This window comes from Streptomyces sp. NPDC107522 (assembly GCF_055657525.1).
Genome location: NZ_JBVKAU010000001.1, coordinates 435,934 through 453,771, shown reverse-complemented (window position 1 = coordinate 453,771; position 17,838 = coordinate 435,934). Strand labels below are relative to the sequence as shown.

General features: G+C 70.4%; 15 protein-coding genes. 12 read left to right on the top strand and 3 right to left on the bottom strand.

Annotated features, from left to right (window positions below; all coding sequences use genetic code 11):
* Positions 1-82: 82 nt before the first annotated feature.
* Both ACZ7L6_RS01980 and ACZ7L6_RS01975 read left to right on the top strand, forming a co-directional pair.
* Complete coding sequence (locus ACZ7L6_RS01980) at positions 83-1,357, top strand: MFS transporter (RefSeq protein ID WP_471919991.1); 1,275 nt, start codon at positions 83-85, stop codon at positions 1,355-1,357.
* A complete protein-coding gene (locus ACZ7L6_RS01975) occupies positions 1,354-2,403 on the top strand; it encodes a hypothetical protein (protein ID WP_471919990.1) in 1,050 nt (349 codons plus the stop codon). Before ACZ7L6_RS01980 ends, ACZ7L6_RS01975 begins: the two co-directional genes overlap by 4 nt.
* A gap of 97 nt (positions 2,404-2,500) precedes the next feature.
* Here ACZ7L6_RS01975 and ACZ7L6_RS01970 read toward each other — a convergent pair whose 3' ends face one another.
* Positions 2,501-2,788 carry a DUF1905 domain-containing protein gene (locus ACZ7L6_RS01970; protein WP_471919989.1) on the bottom strand — a complete coding sequence of 96 codons (288 nt, stop codon included), beginning with the start codon at positions 2,786-2,788 and terminating at the stop codon, positions 2,501-2,503.
* Positions 2,789-2,997: 209 nt separating this feature from the next.
* On the opposite strand from ACZ7L6_RS01970, the gene ACZ7L6_RS01965 reads away from it, so the two are divergent.
* Positions 2,998-4,395, top strand: coding sequence for a glycoside hydrolase family 16 protein (locus tag ACZ7L6_RS01965; RefSeq protein ID WP_471919988.1), 1,398 nt, complete (start codon positions 2,998-3,000; stop codon positions 4,393-4,395).
* A gap of 59 nt (positions 4,396-4,454) precedes the next feature.
* Here ACZ7L6_RS01965 and ACZ7L6_RS01960 read toward each other — a convergent pair whose 3' ends face one another.
* A complete protein-coding gene (locus ACZ7L6_RS01960; RefSeq protein WP_471919987.1) occupies positions 4,455-5,117 on the bottom strand; it encodes an ArsR/SmtB family transcription factor in 663 nt (220 codons plus the stop codon).
* A 96-nt stretch (positions 5,118-5,213) separates the two neighbouring features.
* Here ACZ7L6_RS01960 and ACZ7L6_RS01955 point away from each other — a divergent pair, with 96 nt between their 5' ends.
* Both ACZ7L6_RS01955 and ACZ7L6_RS01950 read left to right on the top strand, forming a co-directional pair.
* On the top strand, positions 5,214-6,572 hold the full coding sequence (locus ACZ7L6_RS01955; protein ID WP_471919986.1) for an MBL fold metallo-hydrolase: 1,359 nt from the start codon (positions 5,214-5,216) through the stop codon (positions 6,570-6,572).
* The gene (locus tag ACZ7L6_RS01950) at positions 6,569-7,819 is read left to right on the top strand and encodes an MFS transporter (RefSeq protein ID WP_471919985.1); all 1,251 of its coding nucleotides are present in this window, start codon (positions 6,569-6,571) and stop codon (positions 7,817-7,819) included. Before ACZ7L6_RS01955 ends, ACZ7L6_RS01950 begins: the two co-directional genes overlap by 4 nt.
* A gap of 91 nt (positions 7,820-7,910) precedes the next feature.
* On the opposite strand, the gene ACZ7L6_RS01945 is transcribed toward ACZ7L6_RS01950, so the two are convergent.
* Complete coding sequence (locus ACZ7L6_RS01945) at positions 7,911-8,801, bottom strand: helix-turn-helix domain-containing protein (RefSeq protein WP_471919984.1); 891 nt, start codon at positions 8,799-8,801, stop codon at positions 7,911-7,913.
* Between the two features lie 177 nt (positions 8,802-8,978).
* Here ACZ7L6_RS01945 and tkt point away from each other — a divergent pair, with 177 nt between their 5' ends.
* Genes tkt through ACZ7L6_RS01910 form a run of 7 tightly spaced genes read left to right on the top strand, consistent with a single transcriptional unit; the run spans position 8,979 to position 17,829 of the window.
* Positions 8,979-11,054 (top strand): transketolase, encoded by a 2,076-nt coding sequence (tkt, locus tag ACZ7L6_RS01940; protein ID WP_471919983.1) that lies wholly within the window; start codon positions 8,979-8,981, stop codon positions 11,052-11,054.
* A 19-nt stretch (positions 11,055-11,073) separates the two neighbouring features.
* Positions 11,074-12,222, top strand: a complete 1,149-nt coding sequence (gene tal, locus ACZ7L6_RS01935) for a transaldolase (RefSeq protein ID WP_471919982.1) — start codon at positions 11,074-11,076, stop codon at positions 12,220-12,222.
* The gene (zwf, locus tag ACZ7L6_RS01930) at positions 12,219-13,757 is read left to right on the top strand and encodes a glucose-6-phosphate dehydrogenase (RefSeq protein ID WP_471919981.1); all 1,539 of its coding nucleotides are present in this window, start codon (positions 12,219-12,221) and stop codon (positions 13,755-13,757) included. The genes tal and zwf overlap by 4 nt, the downstream gene beginning before the upstream one ends.
* Complete coding sequence (gene opcA, locus ACZ7L6_RS01925) at positions 13,754-14,689, top strand: glucose-6-phosphate dehydrogenase assembly protein OpcA (RefSeq protein ID WP_471919980.1); 936 nt, start codon at positions 13,754-13,756, stop codon at positions 14,687-14,689. Before zwf ends, opcA begins: the two co-directional genes overlap by 4 nt.
* A complete protein-coding gene (pgi, locus tag ACZ7L6_RS01920) occupies positions 14,682-16,334 on the top strand; it encodes a glucose-6-phosphate isomerase (protein ID WP_471919979.1) in 1,653 nt (550 codons plus the stop codon). Before opcA ends, pgi begins: the two co-directional genes overlap by 8 nt.
* Positions 16,335-16,344: 10 nt before the next feature.
* The gene (gene gnd / locus ACZ7L6_RS01915; RefSeq protein ID WP_471920588.1) at positions 16,345-17,223 is read left to right on the top strand and encodes a phosphogluconate dehydrogenase (NAD(+)-dependent, decarboxylating); all 879 of its coding nucleotides are present in this window, start codon (positions 16,345-16,347) and stop codon (positions 17,221-17,223) included.
* 6 nt (positions 17,224-17,229) lie between these two features.
* Positions 17,230-17,829 (top strand): histidine phosphatase family protein, encoded by a 600-nt coding sequence (locus ACZ7L6_RS01910; protein ID WP_471919978.1) that lies wholly within the window; start codon positions 17,230-17,232, stop codon positions 17,827-17,829.
* Positions 17,830-17,838: the final 9 nt, after the last annotated feature.

Genomic DNA, 17,838 nt, shown 5'->3' with positions numbered 1-17,838 from the left:
CGGGTGCCCTCCCGGCCGGGGAGGGCACCCCCGGCTGCCGGCTGAGTGCCCTGTTCCGTCCCCGCCCCGAAAGGTCCACCCCATGTATCTGTCCTCGATCGACAGACCCGGGTCCGATGGCGCGCCCGCCGAAAACCGCTCCCGGATACGCGGGCTCACAGTCGTCGGCGGCAACGTCTTCGCGCTCGGCACGGTCAGCCTGCTGACCGACATCTCCGCCGAGATGGTCACCGCGATCCTGCCCGTGTATCTGGTGTTCGGGCTGTCCATGAGCCCGCTCGCCTACGGCATGATCGACGGGATCTACACCGGAGCCACCGCACTGCTGCGGCTCGTCGGCGGATACGTCGCGGACCGGGTCCGCACACCCAAAGCGGTGGCGGGCATCGGATACGCGATGTCGGCGCTGGCCAAGCTCGGGCTGCTCGCGGTCGGCCGCTCGGCCGGCGCGATCGGGCTGGTCATCGCCGCCGACCGGGCCGGCAAGGGGCTGCGCACCGCGCCGCGCGACGCTCTGATCACCTTGTCCGCGCCGCCGCATGCACTTGGGCGCGCGTTCGGCGTGCACCGGACCATGGACGGCATCGGCGCGTTCCTCGGCCCGATCGTCGCCCTCGGCGTGCTGGCAGCCACGGGCCAGGCCCTCGACGCCGTCCTGGTCACCAGCTTCTGCATCGCCGCGCTCGGTGTGCTCGTCCTCGTGCTCTTCGTCCGGGACCGGCACGACGACCGTCCGCCCGCCGCCGTTGTCTCCCCCCGGGAGGCCCTGCAGTTGCTGCGGGCCGCGCCGGTGCGCCGACTGCTCGTCGCGGCGTGTCTGCTCGGGTTCGCCGTCATCGGCGACGGCTTCGTCTATCTCCTCCTGCAGCGCCGGGAGGAGGTGTCCCTGGGCAGCTTCCCCCTGCTCGCGGTCGGTACCAGCCTGGCCTATCTCCTGCTGGCCATTCCCCTCGGCGCGCTGGCCGACCGGATCGGCCGGGTACCTGTCGTGCTCGGCGGCTACGCGGCCCTGGTCGTCGTCTACCTCCTCCTGTCCGGCCCCCTGCACGGCCGGCCGCTCCTGGCACTGGTGCTGCTCCTGTACGGCTTCTTCTACGCGGCGACCGACGGCGTACTGATGGCCCTGGCAGGCCCGGCACTGCCCGAACGCGTGCGCACGACCGGCATCGCGCTGATCCAGACCGGGCAGGCCCTCGCCTACCTCGCCTCCTCCGTCCTGTTCGGACTCGCCTGGCAGTTGTGGGGCCCGGTCACCGCCGTCCGATGCGCCGCCGCCGTCGCCGTACTCGCCGTCGCAGCCACCGCACTCCTGCTGATCAACCGATCCACCACCACCGACACCGAGGTGACCGCATGAGCCGGCAGTCCACGATCGACACCGAGACGCCGCAGCCCAGCCCCCTGCCCGCGCCCGTACGGCCCCGGTTCGGGCGCACGGCTCGCATCGTCACCACGGTGGCCGCCACCCTGGCGCTCGCCGGCGTCGCGATCGGCTACGGCCGTGTCAGCTCGTCGGCCAAGGCCCCCGAAGCGCCCACCACGGCCGAAACGGTGTCGCTGTCGCCGGGGCCGCGGCTGCTGACCCTGACGAGCACCGGCCAGGTGACCACAGTCGACAAGAACAGACCGGGCGGCCCCCGGGCGGTGTCGAAGACCAAGTGCGACCGCGTCTACGCCGCCGCGGGAACCGTCGCCTGCCTCTACGCCGACGGGATCCTCGGCACCGTCGCGATGCGCGTCCTCGGCACGGACCTCAAGGAACGCAAAGCCATCCCGGTCAGCGGCGTCCCCAACCGGGTCCGCGTCTCGGCCAGCGGCCGCATGGTCTCCTGGACCGCCTTCGTCGGCGGCGACAGCTACGCCACCCTCAACTTCGCCACTCGCACAGGCATCTACGACACCAGGACGGGGACCCTGTTCAAGACGCTGGAGACCTTCTCCGTCATCAAGGACGGCAAGCCGTATCAGTCGGTCGACGTCAACTACTGGGGGGTGACGTTCACCGACGACGACAACACCTTCTACGCCACCATGTACACCAAGGGCCACCGCTACCTGGTCCGGGGCGACTTCGCCGCGCGGACCGTCCGCACCCTGCGCGACCGCGTCGAATGCCCCTCACTCTCGCCCGACGGAAGCAGGATCGCGTTCAAATCACCCATCGACGGCGACCCCACCCGTGGCTGGCACCTCTCCGTGCTCGACCTGGCCACCAACCGGGTCACCCGCACCGCCGAAACCCGAAGCGTGGACGACCAAGCGGCCTGGCTGGACAATTCCACCCTCGCCTACGCCGAGCAACACGACGACGGCACCAAGGACGTATGGACCGTCCCCGCCGACGGCTCCGGCACCGCAGCACTGCTCCTGCGCAACGCCCACTCTCCCGCCGCGCTCGGCTGATCACACCCCGCAAACGTTGTGACGGCACTGTCTCGCCGACCGTGTCGGGTCGGCGAGACAGTGCCGTCCAGGACCTGTCCACGTACGTCGAGAACTCCTAGAGGCGGACGGCCATCTTCACGGCCACCTCGTCACCGGACCCGAGCCCCTGCGGCGCACGCACGGCCTTCTTGAGCGGCAGCAGATAGCCGCCGTCCTTGGGAAAGAGCGACGTCTCGAAGGCGACCTCGCCGATCCGTGCCTCGACCGGGATGACACCCCAGCCGTACGTGGCCATCGCGGCCACCTCCCGGATGTCACCGGATTCCTCGTCCGGAACGCGGACGAAGTAGTACGGCGCCGGCCCGCGCCATTCGATCACCCGGCCGGTGAAGACGAGTTCCATGCGATCAGGGCCTCTTCCCTCTCCCAGGCAGCGCGCTCCGGCACATTCACGCATTCATAGGGTGAACTTTCCTGCGGCGCAAGGCTTTTCTCTGCTTCACCTCTTGACGACCGGTGGGACGGGGAGCACATTGGCGAGACTCTGAGAGCGCTCTCAAAAGCACCCGCATTCTCAACTCCCCACTCCGTACACCGAGAGGCAGCACCCCCATGAGCGAACCCTCCGGCATACACCGCAGACGCCGCCCCCTCACCCGCGTGCTCGTCGCGGCGCTCGGCACTCTCGGTCTGGCGGCGGCCGCCGCCACCGTCGCCGTCCCATCCGCGAACGCCTCCGCGCCCACGCCCCCGACGGGCTGGACGCAGGTCTTCCTCGACGACTTCAACGGCGCCGCGAACACCGGCGTGAACACCTCCAACTGGCAGTACGACATCGGCACGTCGTATCCGGGCGGCCCCGCCAACTGGGGTACCGGCGAGGTCGAGACGATGACGAACAGCACCGACAACGTCTCGCTCGACGGCAACGGCAACCTCCGCATCACGCCCCGGCGCGACGCGGCCGGCCGATGGACCTCGGGCCGTATCGAGACCGTGCGGACCGACTTCCAGCCCCCGGCGGGCGGCAAGCTGCGCGTCGAGGGCCGCATCCAGATGCCGAACGTCACCGGCACCGCCGCCGAGGGCTACTGGCCGGCGTTCTGGATGCTGGGCGCCCCCTATCGCGGCAACTACCAGAACTGGCCGAGCGTGGGCGAGCTGGACATCATGGAGAACGTCCAGGGCCTGAACCGGGTCTGGGCCACGCTGCACTGCGGCACCAACCCCGGCGGCCCGTGCAACGAGACGACCGGCCTCGGCAACTACACGGCCTGCCCCGGCTCGACGTGCCAGTCGGCGTTCCACACCTACACCATGGAGTGGGACCGCTCGGTGAGTCCGGAGACGATCCGCTTCTACGTCGACGGCACCCAGTTCCACTCGGTCAACGCCGGCCAGATGGACGCGACGACCTGGTCCAAAGCCACCAACCACGGCTTCTTCATCATCCTGAACGTGGCGATGGGCGGCGCCTTCCCGGACGCCTTCGGCGGCGGACTGGACGCCGACACCCAGCCCGGCCACCCGATGGTCGTCGACTACATCCAGGTGCTGTCGACCGGTGGGAGCGGTACCACACCCCCGCCGACGGGCAACCGTGACGCCTACAGCGCCATCCAGGCCGAGTCGTACGACGGCCAGAGCGGCGCGAGCACCGAGTCCACCTCCGACTCGGGCGGCGGCCAGAACATCGGCTCCCTCGCGAACGGCGACTGGGCGCTGTACCGGGGCGTCAACTTCGGTTCCACGGCGGCCACTCAGTTCGTCGGCCGGGTGGCGAGCGGTGCGGCGAGCGGCATCAGCGGCCTGGTCGAGGTGCGCCTGGACAGCCGCAGCAACGCGCCGATCGGCAGCTTCGCGGTGGGCAACACAGGCGGCTGGCAGTCATGGCGGACCATCCCGGCCAACATCAGCGGGGTGACCGGCACGCACGACGTCTATCTCACTTTCACCAGCGGTCAGCCGTCGGACTTCGTGAACGTGAACTGGTTCAACTTCGGTCGCTGACCCATACGTTGTCGATGCCCTCGCGAGACCTCGGTGGTCCTCGCGGGGGCTTCAGCCGTTCACGCCGCCGCCTCCACCGGCAGCTGAGCCAGCCGCCACTCCAGCATCCCGTCGGTGAGCCGGACGGCCCGGCGGCCGCGGTCTCGCAGAAGGCGTACGGCGTCATGGGCCAGGACGCAGTAGGCACCTCGGCAGTAGGCCACCACCTCGGCGTCCTCGGGCAACTCGGTGATGCGGTCGGCGAGTTGGTCGACCGGGATGGACAGGGCGCCCGGGATGTGCCCGGCCGCGTACTCCTCGGCCGGACGTACGTCCAGGACGACGATCTCGCCGGCCGCCGCGCGGGAGAGCAGTTCCTCGCGGTCGACGGCCGTGGTGTCGTCGGCCCCCAGGTAGGCGGCGCGGGCGGGTTCGACGGCGGGCTGGTGCGTCTGGGCGACGCGCCGGAGCAGGGCGTAGAGGGCGGCCACGTCGTCGCCGGCCAGGCGGTAGTGGATGCGTACGCCGTCGCGGCGGGTGGCGACCAGGCCGGCCTGCCGGAGGGTCTGGAGGTGCGCCGAGGCGGTGGTCAGGTTCAGGCCGGCGGCCTTGGCGAGGGCGTCGACAGTGCGCTCGCCCTGGGCCAGCAGATCGAGCAGTTCGAGGCGTTTTCCGCTGCTCAGCGCCTTGCCGGTGCGGGCGAAGGCGTCGTACAGGGCGGCTTTGCCGACCGCGTCTCCCATGGCATCCTCCATCATTCCATGGAATATTGTAAGTGACGGGAGTGAGGGGTGGGCGCGTGGGGCGTCCGGCCCGTACCGTGGCATCTGGAGGACCCCGTGGGCTTCGCCGACGATCATCTGGTTCCGCTGGTCGACGCCGGTCTCGGCAACAGTGCGTATCTCGTCGACCTCGGTGACGGCCGCGCCCTGGCCATGGACGCGAGCCGCGATCTGCGTGCCCTCCGTGCGGCGGCCGAACGGCGTGGGCTGACCGTCGCCTTCGCCGCGGACACACACCTGCACGCCGACTTCCTCACCGGCGCGCTGCAGCTCGCCGCCGACGACGGGGCGACGGTACTGGCCTCCGCCGCCGGGCGGCGCACCTTCGACCACCACGGGCTGGCCGACGGAGACGAGGTGGACCTGGGCGGGCTGACCCTGCGCGCGCTGGCCACCCCCGGTCACACCGACGAGCACCTGTCCTTCCTCCTCCTCGACGGCGCCCGGGAAGTGGGCGTGTTCACCGGCGGCTCGCTGATCGTCGGCTCGGCCGCCCGCACCGATCTCCTCGGCCCCGCCCGCGCGGAGGAGCTGGCCCGCGCCCAGTACCAGTCCCTGCGGCGCCTGTCCCGGCTCCCGGACATGACGGCCGTATGGCCCACGCACGGCGCCGGTTCCTTCTGCTCCGCCCCGCCCGGCGCCGAGCGCACGACGACCATCGGCGCCCAGAAGCGGGCCAACGCCCTGCTGGCCGCGCCGGACGAGGCCAGTTTCGTACGGGAACTGCTCGGCAGCCTCGGCTCCTACCCCGCGTACTTCGAGCGGCTCGCAGAAATCAACCGGCGTGGCCCCGGGCTGCTCGCCGCCGAGCCCTCGCTCCCGGCGCTGTCCCCGGCCGCCGTACGGGAACTGCTCGGCCAGGGCGCGCAGATCGTCGACGTACGCGGGGTGCGGGACTTCGCCGCGGGGCACGTTCCCGGCGCCGTCTCCATCCGGCTGCGCGACGCGTTCGCCTCCTGGCTGGGCTGGCTGCTGCCCGACGACAGCCCCCTGGTCTTCGTCACCCAGCCCGGCCAGGACCTCGCCGAACTCACCTGGCAGGCGCTGAAGATCGGCTACGAGCGACTGTGCGGGCATCTGACGATGGACGCCTGGACGGCCGACGGCGGCGAGCGGGTGACCGTCGAGGTTGTCGCCGCCGACGGCGTGGGCGATCGTCCCGTCCTCGACGTTCGTCAGCGGTCCGAGTGGGAGTCCGGGCACATCCCGGGCGCGGTCGCCATCGAGCTCGGCGATCTGGCCGCCCGTGCGGACGAGGCGCCGTCGGGTGCGCTCGTGCACTGCGGGCACGGTGAGCGCGCCATGACGGCCGCGAGCCTGCTGCAACGCGCCGGGCACGAGGGCCTCGCCGTCCTCGCGGGCGGCCCGGCCGACTGGGCCGAGGCCACCGGCCGCCCGCTGCAGGAGGGTGCGTGACCGCGCACACCGACGCCGGCGCCGTACGGCTCGGACTGCGCGCCAACCTCGCCCAGTTCAGCCTGCTCGTCCTCGTCAACGCCCTGGTCGGCGGCATGCTCGGCCAGGAGCGCACCGTGCTGCCGCTGCTCGCCGACGACGTCTTCCACCTGTCCGCCTACACCGCCGCTTTCACCTACATTCTGGCGTTCGGCGCGACGAAGGCGGTGACCAACTTCTTCGCGGGCACCCTGTCCGACCGGTACGGCCGCAAGCCCGTGCTGATCGCCGGCTGGCTGATCGCGCTGCCCGTGCCCGCGATGCTGGCCTGGGGTCCGTCCTGGGGCTGGATCGTCGCCGCGAACGTCCTGCTGGGCGTCAACCAGGGCCTGACCTGGTCCACGACGGTCATCATGAAGATCGACCTGGCGGGTCCGGAACGGCGGGGCCTCGCCATGGGCCTCAACGAGGCCGCCGGGTACGGCGCCGTGGCCGCCACCGCGATGGCCACGGGCGCCATCGCCGAACACGCCGGACTGCGCCCCGAACCCTTCCTACTCGGCGCCGCGTATCTCGTCCTGGCCCTGGGCCTGTCGGTCTTCGCCGTCCAGGAAACCCGCGAACACGCCCGCGCCGAGGCGGCTGTGCACCCCGTGCAGGCAGCGGCGGAACGGGAGTTGACGACTGCTCAGATCGCGCGGCGGACCAGCCTCACCGACCGGGCGCTGTCGGCAGCGAGCCAGGCGGGCTTGGTCAACAACCTCAACGACGCCCTCGCCTGGGGCATCTTCCCGCTGCTCTTCGCCGCGCACGGCCTGTCGGTCGCGGAGATCGGCGTGCTGGCCGCGCTGTATCCGGCGGTCTGGGGTGCGGGGCAACTGGTCACCGGCTGGTGGTCGGACCACGTCGGCCGCAAAGCCCTCATCACGGCTGGCATGCTGCTGCAGGCGGCCGCGATCGGCCTTGTCGCCGAGGGAACGACGTTCTCCATGTGGGCGGTCGCACAGGTCCTGCTCGGCATCGGCACCGCACTGGTCTACCCGACCTTGCTCGCCGTCATCGGCGACGTCGCCCACCCGGCCTGGCGGGCACGCGCGGTTGGCGTCTACCGCCTGTGGCGGGACGGGGGGTTCGCCGTGGGGGCGCTGCTCGCCGGTGCCCTGGCCGACGCGTATGGCATCACGACGGCCATCTGGACGGTCGCGGCGCTTACGGCCGCATCGGGGCTCGTGGTCGCGCTGCGCATGTACGAGACGCGGTCGGCGTAACGCCCTTCAGGGGCGCGGGGAACTGCGCGACCAGCCACAACGAACCCGCAGACGCCAGACAGCCCAAAGCGGCACCCCCGATCGCGCCCGATCAACGCAGCTCCGCACGGAACGCCGCCGGCGTCACCTCCGTGTGCTGATGGAAGAACTTGGAGAAGTTCGCCGCGTCCGGAAACCCGACCGCCGCCCCCACCCGCCCGATCGGCATGTCCGTATGAGCAAGCAGCCGCTTGGCCTCCAGAATCACCCGCCGGTCGATGAACCCCTTCGGCGTCTGCCCGGTCGCCGCACGGACCGCCCGCACAAGGGTCCGGCGTGAGTAGCCGAGCTGGTCGGCGTACGCGCTGACACTGTGGTTCGTGGCGAAGCCCTTCTCCACCGCATCGCGGAAGAGCGTGAACGTCGTGTCGGCCTGCCCCCGCGCCGCCTCCGCCGAGCTCGCGGCGAGATGCGCCAGCCGCAGCAGGAACGCCGTCAGCGAGTGCCGCAGCACGGCCGTGTGCAGGCTCAGCGGCAGCGTGGTCGTGTCCTCGTACTCGCGCTGCAGTTGGGCGAGGGCCGACCGCAGGGCGCTGAGCTGCGGCTCGTCGGGGTGGAGCAGAGGCGGGAGGTCATAGCGGTAGAGGCCCGTCGCCTCGACCGTCGCACGGGGCAGGAAGCCTGGCTGCATGGTCAGGACGGTGCCTCGGTACCCGCCCGTCCCCGAGAAGCGGTGGACCTGGCCGGGGCGGATCCACAGCACGTCGCCGGCGTTCGCCTCGTACTCGGCGAAGTCGATCATGTGACGTACGGGCCCTTCGCCGAAGAGCATCACGACGTGGAAGTCGATGCGGTGAACCCGCTCCAGCGGGGCGTCGGCGGCGTGCCATGTGCGTCCGGTGCCCATCTGGCCGACCTGCATACCGACGCCGAGGACGCTCAGATCGACCGGGAAGGGAAACGTCCGTATCCCGTCGCCACCTTCAGCCCTTGTGTCCACCATGTCCGTCTCGTGCCGTCTCACTCGAGTACCGCTCCCGCTCAGCCGTGCGCAGCACTCCTCGCGGTGTCCCACTTTCACCACAGCCTGACACACGCCGACCTTCCCTCGTAAAAGTCAGACTTTTACTTTTGAACGCGTTGAACCAGCCACTTCGCTCCGATCGAGGACTTCTTGAAGATGAGCACGCAGACACCGGACAGCTTCGAATGGACCGAACTCGACCGGCGTGCCGTCGACACCGCGCGCCTCTTGGCCGCGGATGCCGTGCAGAAGGTCGGGAACGGTCACCCCGGCACCGCGATGAGCCTGGCGCCGGCCGCGTACACGATCTTTCAGAAGGTGATGCGCCACGATCCCGCCGATCCTGAGTGGAGCGGGCGAGATCGTTTCGTTCTCTCCCCCGGCCACACCTCGCTCACGCTCTACACCCAGCTCTTCCTTGCCGGGTACGAGCTGGAGCTCGACGACCTCAAGGCGTTCCGGACGCACGGTTCGAAGACGCCGGGCCACCCCGAGTACGGCCACACCGCGGGCGTCGAGACCACGACCGGCCCGCTCGGCCAGGGTGTCGCCAACGCGGTCGGCATGGCGATGGCCGCCCGCTACGAGCGCGGCCTGTTCGACCCTCAGGCCCCGCAGGGCGAGTCCCCGTTCGACCACACCATCTGGGCGATCGTCTCCGACGGCGACCTGGAGGAGGGCGTCTCGGCCGAGGCGTCCTCGCTCGCCGGCCACCAGAAGCTCGGCAACCTGGTCTTCCTGTACGACGACAACCACATCTCCATCGAGGGCGACACGGCCACCGCGTTCTCCGAGGACGTGCTGAAGCGGTACGAGGCGTACGGCTGGCACGTGCAGCGGGTCGAACCGGCCCTGGGCGGGGACATCGACGTGCACGCGCTGTACGCGGCGCTCAAGGCGGCGCAGGCCGAGACCGAGCGCCCCTCGATCATCGCGATGCGCACGATCATCGCCTGGCCCGCCCCGAACGCCCAGAACACCGAGGCGTCCCACGGCTCCGCGCTCGGCGCCGACGAGATCGCCGCCACCAAGCGCATCCTCGGCTTCGACCCCGAGCAGTCCTTCGAGGTCGCCGACGAGGTACTCGCCCACACCCGCCGGGCCCTCGACCGGGGCGCCGAGGCGCACGCGGCCTGGGACAAGCAGCTCGACAAGTGGCGCGGCGCCAACGCCGAGCGCGCCCAGCTGTTCGACCGGATCGTCGCCGGCCAGCTGCCCGAGGGCTGGGAGTCCTCGGTCCCGGTCTTCGAGGAGGGCAAGGCGGTCGCCACGCGTGCCGCCTCCGGCAAGGTGCTCCAGGCGCTCGGCGCGGTCATCCCCGAGCTGTGGGGCGGCTCCGCCGACCTCGCCGGGTCGAACAACACCACCATCGACAAGACGAGTTCGTTCCTGCCGAAGGGCAACCCGCTGCCCGAGGCCGACCCGTACGGCCGCACGGTCCACTTCGGCATCCGCGAGTTCTCGATGGCCGCCGAGATGAACGGCATCGCGCTGCACGGCAACACCCGTATCTACGGCGGCACCTTCCTGGTGTTCTCCGACTACATGCGCAACGCCGTCCGCATGTCGGCCCTGATGCAGCTGCCGGTGACGTACGTCTGGACGCACGACTCCATCGGCCTCGGCGAGGACGGCCCCACCCACCAGCCGGTCGAGCACCTCGCCTCACTGCGTGCCATCCCGGGCCTGAACATCGTCCGCCCCGCCGACGCCAACGAGACCGCGATCGCCTGGGCCGAGATCCTGCGCCGGCACTCCACCGACCCGGCCCCGCACGGCCTCGCGCTCACCCGCCAGGGCGTGCCGACGTACGTGCCCAACCCCGATGCGGCGAAGGGCGGTTACGTCCTCAAGGACTCCTCCACCGAGATCCCCGACGTCGTCCTCATCGCCACCGGCTCCGAGGTCCAGCTCGCCGTCGCCGCACGGGAGCAGCTGGAGGCCGAGGGGATCGGTACGCGGGTCGTGTCGATGCCGTCCGTGGAGTGGTTCGAGCAGCAGCCGCACGAGTACCGCGAGAGCGTCCTGCCGCCGGCCGTGAAGGCGCGGGTCGCCGTCGAGGCCGGGATCGGGCTCACCTGGTACCGGTTCGTGGGCGACGCGGGACGCATCGTCTCCCTGGAGCACTTCGGCGCCTCCGCCGACGCCGGGACCCTGTTCGCCGAGTACGGCTTCACCCCCGAGAACGTAGCCGCCGCAGCCCGGGAATCCGTTGCTGCCGCCCGCGGTTGATCCGAACGCCTGAAAGAAGATGATCACAGTGAGCACCGAGACAACCGCCACCGCGGGCACCCTCAAGCGCCTCTCCGACGAAGGCGTCTCCATCTGGCTGGACGACCTGTCGCGCAATCGGATCGAGTCCGGCAACCTCGCCGAACTCGTCGCGGACAAGAACGTCGTGGGCGTCACCACCAACCCGTCCATCTTCCAGGCCGCCATCGGCTCCGGTGAGGGCTACGAGGAGCAGCTCGCCGACCTCGCGGTGCGGGGCGTCACGGTCGACGAGGCCGTGCGGATGATGACCACCGCCGACGTCCGTGCCGCCGCCGACATCCTGCGGCCCGTCCACGACGCGACGGACGGCCGCGACGGCCGTGTCTCCATCGAGGTCGACCCCCGCCTCGCCCACAACACCGCGGCCACGATCGCCGAGGCCAAGCAGCTCGCCTGGCTGGTCGACCGCCCCAACGTGATGATCAAGATCCCGGCGACCAGGGCGGGCCTGCCCGCCATCACCGAGGTCATCGCGCAGGGCATCAGCGTCAACGTCACGTTGATCTTCTCCCTGGAGCGCTACCGCGAGGTCATGGACGCCTACCTGGCCGGCCTGGAGAAGGCGGCCGCGAAGGGCCTGGACCTCTCCGGCATCCACTCCGTGGCGTCCTTCTTCGTCTCCCGCGTCGACACCGAGATCGACAAGCGGCTGACGGCGATCGGCACGGACGAGGCCCTCGCGCTCAAGGGCAAGGCAGCGCTCGCCAACGCGCGGCTCGCCTACGAGGCATATGAGGATGTCTTCGCGGGCGAGCGCTGGACCGCCCTCGCCGGTGCCAAGGCCAACAAGCAGCGCCCCCTGTGGGCCTCCACCGGTGTCAAGGACCCCGCCTACAAGGACACCCTGTACGTCGACGAGCTGGTCGCTCCCGGCACGGTGAACACCATGCCGGAGGCCACGCTCGACGCCACCGCCGACCACGGCGAGATCACCGGCGACACGGTGACCGGCGGCTACGACCGGGCCCGCGCCGACCTGGCCGCCGTAGAGGCACTGGGGATCTCGTACGACGAGGTCGTCACCCGACTGGAGGACGAGGGCGTCGCCAAGTTCGAGGTGGCGTGGCAGGACCTGTTGAACGCCGTGAAGAAGTCGCTCGGCACCAAGGGAGCTGACGCAGCATGACCTCCTCCGACTGGGACTGGGACAACCCCCTCCGCGACCCCCGAGACCGCCGTCTGCCCCGTATCGCGGGCCCGTCCGGCCTCGTCATCTTCGGTGTCACCGGAGATCTGTCCCGCAAGAAGCTGATGCCGGCCGTGTACGACCTCGCCAACCGCGGCATGCTGCCGCCGGGCTTCTCGCTCGTCGGGTTCGCCCGCCGGGACTGGGCGGACCAGGACTTCGCGCAGGTCGTGCACGACTCGGTGCGCGAGCACGCCCGTACGGAGTTCCGCGAGGAGGTCTGGCAGCAGCTCGCCGAGGGCATGCGGTTCATCCCGGGTGACTTCGACGACGACATGGCGTTCAAGCAGCTGCGTCAGACCGTCGACGAGCTCGACGCGGCGCGCGGTACGAGCGGCAACTACGCCTTCTATCTCTCCGTACCGCCGAAGTTCTTCCCGAAGGTCGTCCAGCAGCTCAAGGAGCACGGCCTGGCGGACGCCCCCGAGGGGTCCTGGCGGCGGGCGGTCATCGAGAAGCCGTTCGGCCACGATCTGGCGAGCGCCCGTGAGCTCAACGCGATCGTGCACGAGGTGTTCGACCCGGAGCAGGTCTTCCGTATCGACCACTACCTTGGCAAGGAGACCGTCCAGAACATCCTGGCGCTGCGGTTCGCGAACCAGATGTTCGAGCCGATCTGGAACCGGTCGTATGTCGACCATGTGCAGATCACGATGGCCGAGGACATCGGCATCGGCGGCCGGGCGGGCTACTACGACGGCATCGGCTCCGCCCGTGACGTCATCCAGAACCACCTGCTCCAGCTGATGGCGCTGACCGCCATGGAGGAGCCGGCCGCCTTCGACGCCGCGTCGCTGCTGATGGAGAAGCTGAAGGTGCTCAAGGCGGTGAAGCTGCCGGAGGACCTCGGCAGGCACACCGTGCGCGGGCAGTACGCGGCCGGGTGGCAGGGCGGTGAGCAGGTCCTCGGGTATCTGCAGGAGGACGGCATCGACCCGGGGTCGAAGACCGACACCTACGCCGCCATCAAGCTGAACGTCGACAACCGGCGCTGGGCGGGCGTGCCGTTCTACCTGCGCACCGGCAAGCGGCTCGGGCGGCGGGTGACGGAGATCGCCGTCGTCTTCCAGCGGGCGCCGCACTCCCCGTTCGACTCCACCGCCACCGAGGAGCTCGGCCAGAACGCGATCGTGATCCGCGTCCAGCCGGACGAGGGCGTGACGGTCCGGTTCGGCTCCAAGGTGCCGGGCACCTCGATGGAGATCCGGGACGTGACGATGGACTTCGCGTACGGCGAGTCGTTCACGGAGTCCAGCCCGGAGGCGTACGAGCGGCTCATCCTGGATGTCCTCCTCGGGGACGCCAACCTGTTCCCACGTCACCAGGAAGTGGAAGAGTCCTGGAAGATCCTCGACCCGATCGAGGAGTACTGGGACACGCACGGCAAGCCGGCGCAGTACGCGTCCGGGAGCTGGGGACCCGAGGAAGCCGACGAGATGCTCGCACGAGACGGACGGAGCTGGCGCAGGCCATGAAGATCGACCTGACCGACACCACGGCAAGCAAGATCAACAAGGCGCTGGTGCAGGGCCGCCGCGCGATCGGCACACCGGCCGTGGGCATGGTCCTGACGATGGTCATCGTCACGGACGAGGAGAACGCCTACGACTCGATCAAGGCGGCCGAGGAGGCCTCGCACGAGCACCCCTCGCGCACCCTGGTCGTCATCAAGCGGCACGCCCGCACCCCGCGCGACCGCACCCGCTCCCACCTCGACGCCGAGGTCCGGGTGGGCGCCGACGCCGGCACCGGCGAGACGGTGATCCTGCGGATGTACGGCGAGGTGTCCGACCACGCCGACTCGGTGGTGCTGCCGCTGCTGCTGCCGGACGCCCCGGTCGTCGTGTGGTGGCCGGTGGACGCGCCGGAGAACCCGTCGAAGGACCCGCTGGGCGCGCTGGCGCAGCGCCGGATCACCGACCTCTACACCACCGAGACCCCGCTGGCCGACCTGGAGGTCCGCGCCCGCTCCTACGCACCCGGCGACACCGACCTCGCCTGGACCCGGCTCACCCCGTGGCGCTCGATGCTCGCCGCGGCCCTGGACCAGGCCCGGGTGCCGATCGTCTCGGCGGCCGTGGAGGCCGAGGCCGACAACCCGGCCGCCGAGCTGCTGGCCCGCTGGCTGGAGGCACGCCTCGGCGTCACCGCCGAACGGGTCGTCACCGCCGGACCGGTCGTCACGGGCGTGCGCCTCGGCACCGAGAACGGCGAGATCGTCATCGACCGTCCCGAGGGCCCGCTGGCCACGCTGTCCCTGCCGGGCCAGCCGTCGCGCACCCTCGCCCTGAAGGTCCGCACCACCTCCGAACTCATCGCCGAGGAGCTCAGGCGCCTCGACGCGGACGAGATGTACGCCGTCGCCCTGCGCGGCGAGGCTCCCAAGGAGACGCCCTCTCATGTCTGAGACGCCCAAGCTGACCCGGCGCCCCGAGTGGACCGAGCTGGAGGACCACCGTTCGGGCCCGCTGCTCCACGCCGAGCTGCGTGAGCTGTTCGCCGCCGATCCGGGGCGCGCGCAGCGCTACGTCGTGCGCGTGGGCGACCTGCTCATCGACTACTCCAAGAACCTGGTCACCGACGAGACGCTGGCCCTGCTCCAGGAACTCGCCGCCGCCGCCGACGTGTTCGGGCTGCGCGACGCCATGTTCCGCGGCGAGAAGATCAACCTCACCGAGGACCGGGCGGTGCTGCACACCGCGCTGCGCGCGCCGGCCGACGCGGTGATCGAGGTCGACGGCGAGAACGTCGTTCCCAAGGTCCACGCGGTGCTGGACAAGATGAGCGCGTTCGCCGACCGCGTCCGCTCCGGCGAGTGGACCGGGTACACGGGCCGTCGTATCCGCAATGTCGTGAACATCGGCATCGGCGGCTCCGACCTGGGTCCGGCGATGGCGTACGAGGCTCTCCGCCCGTTCACGGCGCGGGAGTTGACGTTCCGGTTCGTCTCCAACGTCGACGGCGCCGACCTCCACGAGGCGGTCCGGGACCTGGACCCGGCGGAGACGCTGTTCATCGTCGCGTCCAAGACGTTCACCACCATCGAGACGATCACCAACGCCACCTCGGCCCGTTCCTGGCTGCTGGCCGGGCTCGGTGGCGACGACAAGGCGGTCGCCCGGCACTTCGTCGCGCTGTCGACGAACGCCGAGAAGGTGACGGACTTCGGCATCGACCCGGACAACATGTTCGAGTTCTGGGACTGGGTCGGCGGGCGCTACTCGTACGACTCGGCGATCGGCCTGTCCCTGATGATCGCCATCGGCCCGGTGCGGTTCCGGGAGATGCTCGACGGCTTCCGCACCGTCGACGAGCACTTCAAGACCGCGCCCGCCGAGGCCAACGCCCCGTTGATCCTGGGCCTGTTGGGCATCTGGTACGGCAATTTCTTCGGCGCGCAGTCGCACGCGGTCCTGCCCTACAGCCACTACCTGTCGAAGTTCACGGCGTATCTGCAGCAGCTGGACATGGAGTCCAACGGCAAGTCGGTCCAGCGCGACGGCCACCCCGTGGACTGGCAGACCGGGCCGGTGGTGTGGGGCACGCCCGGCACCAACGGGCAGCACGCCTACTACCAGTTGATCCACCAGGGCACCAAGGTCATCCCCGCCGACCTGATCGGGTTCGCGCGTCCCGTCGACGAGCTGAGCGACGAACTCAAGGCGCAGCACGACCTGTTGATGGCGAACCAGTTCGCACAGGGGCAGGCGCTCGCCTTCGGCAAGACGGCCGACGAGGTCCGCGCGGAGGGCGTGGCCGAGGAGCAGGTGCCGCACCGCACCTTCCGCGGCAACCACCCGACGACCACCATCCTCGCGCGCGAGCTGACGCCCTCGGTGCTCGGCCAGCTGATCGCGCTGTACGAGCACAAGGTGTTCGTGCAGGGCGCGATCTGGAACATCGACTCCTTCGACCAGTGGGGCGTCGAGCTCGGCAAGGTCCTCGCCAAGCGGGTCGAGCCCGCGCTGACCGAGGGTGCTGACGTGCCCGGTCTCGACGCCTCCACCGCCGCCCTCGTGGCCGCCTACCGTGAACTCAAGGAAGTGAACTGACATGACAGCCATGCAGTTGGGCCTGATCGGCCTCGGCAAGATGGGCGGCAACATGCGCGAGCGGATCCGCCGCGCCGGCCACACCGTCATCGGCTACGACCGCAATCCCGAGGTCTCCGACGTCAAGAGCCTCGAAGAACTGATCCACCAGCTCGACGCGCCGCGCACGGTCTGGGTGATGGTCCCGGCCGGCACCGCCACCCAGACCGTCATCGACGAGCTCAAGGACCTGCTCTCCCCCGGCGACACGGTGGTCGACGGCGGCAACTCCCGCTGGACGGACGACGAGAAGCACGCCGCCGAACTCGGCGTCAAGGGCATCGGCTTCGTCGACGCGGGCGTCTCCGGCGGTGTGTGGGGTCTGCAGAACGGCTACGCGCTGATGGTCGGCGGCGACAAGCAGCACGTCGAGCGGCTGGAGCCGATCTTCGAGGCACTCAAGCCGGAAGGGCCGTACGGCTATGTCCACGCCGGGCGGGTCGGCGCCGGGCACTTCTCGAAGATGGTCCACAACGGCATCGAGTACGCCATGATGCAGGCCTACGCAGAGGGCTGGGAGCTCCTCGAGAAGGTCAACTCGGTGGACAACGTCCGCGAGGTGTTCCGCTCCTGGCAGGAGGGCACCGTCATCCGCTCCTGGCTGCTGGACCTCGCGGTGAACGCCCTCGACGAGGACGAGCACCTGCAGAAGCTGCGCGGCTACGCGGAGGACTCCGGCGAGGGCCGCTGGACCGTCGAGGCGGCCATCGACAACGCCGTGCCGCTGCCCGCGATCACGGCGTCGTTGTTCGCCCGGTTCGCGTCCCGCCAGGACGACTCCCCGCAGATGAAGATGATCGCGGCGCTGCGCAACCAGTTCGGCGGGCACGCCGTCGAGTCGAAGGAGTAGCGGGCCGTGGGGGATCTTCTGCTGGTCCGCCACGGTGAGACGGAGTGGAGCAGATCGGGACAGCACACCAGCTTCACCGATCTGCCCCTCACCCAGGACGGCGAGGAACAGGCCAAGTCCCTCGCCCCGCTCCTGTCCGCCCGGACCTTCTCCCTGGCGCTCACCAGCCCACTGAGCCGCGCCGTGCGCACCGCGGAGCTGGCGGGCGTGACGGGGGCGGTACCGGACCCCGATCTGCACGAGTGGGACTACGGCGGCTACGAGGGCGTCACCACCGCCGAGATCCACCGCACCCGCCCCGACTGGTACCTGTGGACCGACGGAGTGCCACCCGGGCCGGACGGGCACCCCGGCGAGTCACCGGCCGAGGTGGGGGCGCGGGCCGACCGGGTGCTGGCCCGGGTGGAGGCGGCGCTCCCCGACGGCGACGTGATCCTCGTGGCGCACGGCCACTTCCTACGGGTCGTGACGGCCCGCCGGCTGGGGCTGGCCCCGGCGGACGGACGTCTGTTCCAGCTGGCGACGGGCACGGTGAGCCGTCTGTCGACGGAGCACGGCCGCCCGGTGATCGCGGACTGGAACGCCAGGCCCCACTCCGCGAGTTGACAGGTTCAG

Excerpts from the sequence above, each read along its gene's own strand:
- gnd (WP_471920588.1), top strand. The coding sequence starts at position 16,345 with ATGCAGTTGGGCCTGATCGGCCTCGGCAAGATGGGCGGCAACATGCGC.
- tal (WP_471919982.1), top strand. The coding sequence starts at position 11,074 with ATGATCACAGTGAGCACCGAGACAACCGCCACCGCGGGCACCCTCAAG.
- ACZ7L6_RS01980 (WP_471919991.1), top strand. The coding sequence starts at position 83 with ATGTATCTGTCCTCGATCGACAGACCCGGGTCCGATGGCGCGCCCGCC.
- pgi (WP_471919979.1), top strand. The coding sequence starts at position 14,682 with ATGTCTGAGACGCCCAAGCTGACCCGGCGCCCCGAGTGGACCGAGCTG.
- ACZ7L6_RS01975 (WP_471919990.1), top strand. The coding sequence starts at position 1,354 with ATGAGCCGGCAGTCCACGATCGACACCGAGACGCCGCAGCCCAGCCCC.
- ACZ7L6_RS01970 (WP_471919989.1), bottom strand. The coding sequence starts at position 2,788 with ATGGAACTCGTCTTCACCGGCCGGGTGATCGAATGGCGCGGGCCGGCG.
- opcA (WP_471919980.1), top strand. The coding sequence starts at position 13,754 with ATGAAGATCGACCTGACCGACACCACGGCAAGCAAGATCAACAAGGCG.
- tkt (WP_471919983.1), top strand. The coding sequence starts at position 8,979 with ATGAGCACGCAGACACCGGACAGCTTCGAATGGACCGAACTCGACCGG.
- ACZ7L6_RS01965 (WP_471919988.1), top strand. The coding sequence starts at position 2,998 with ATGAGCGAACCCTCCGGCATACACCGCAGACGCCGCCCCCTCACCCGC.
- ACZ7L6_RS01960 (WP_471919987.1), bottom strand. The coding sequence starts at position 5,117 with ATGGGAGACGCGGTCGGCAAAGCCGCCCTGTACGACGCCTTCGCCCGC.
- zwf (WP_471919981.1), top strand. The coding sequence starts at position 12,219 with ATGACCTCCTCCGACTGGGACTGGGACAACCCCCTCCGCGACCCCCGA.
- ACZ7L6_RS01945 (WP_471919984.1), bottom strand. The coding sequence starts at position 8,801 with ATGGTGGACACAAGGGCTGAAGGTGGCGACGGGATACGGACGTTTCCC.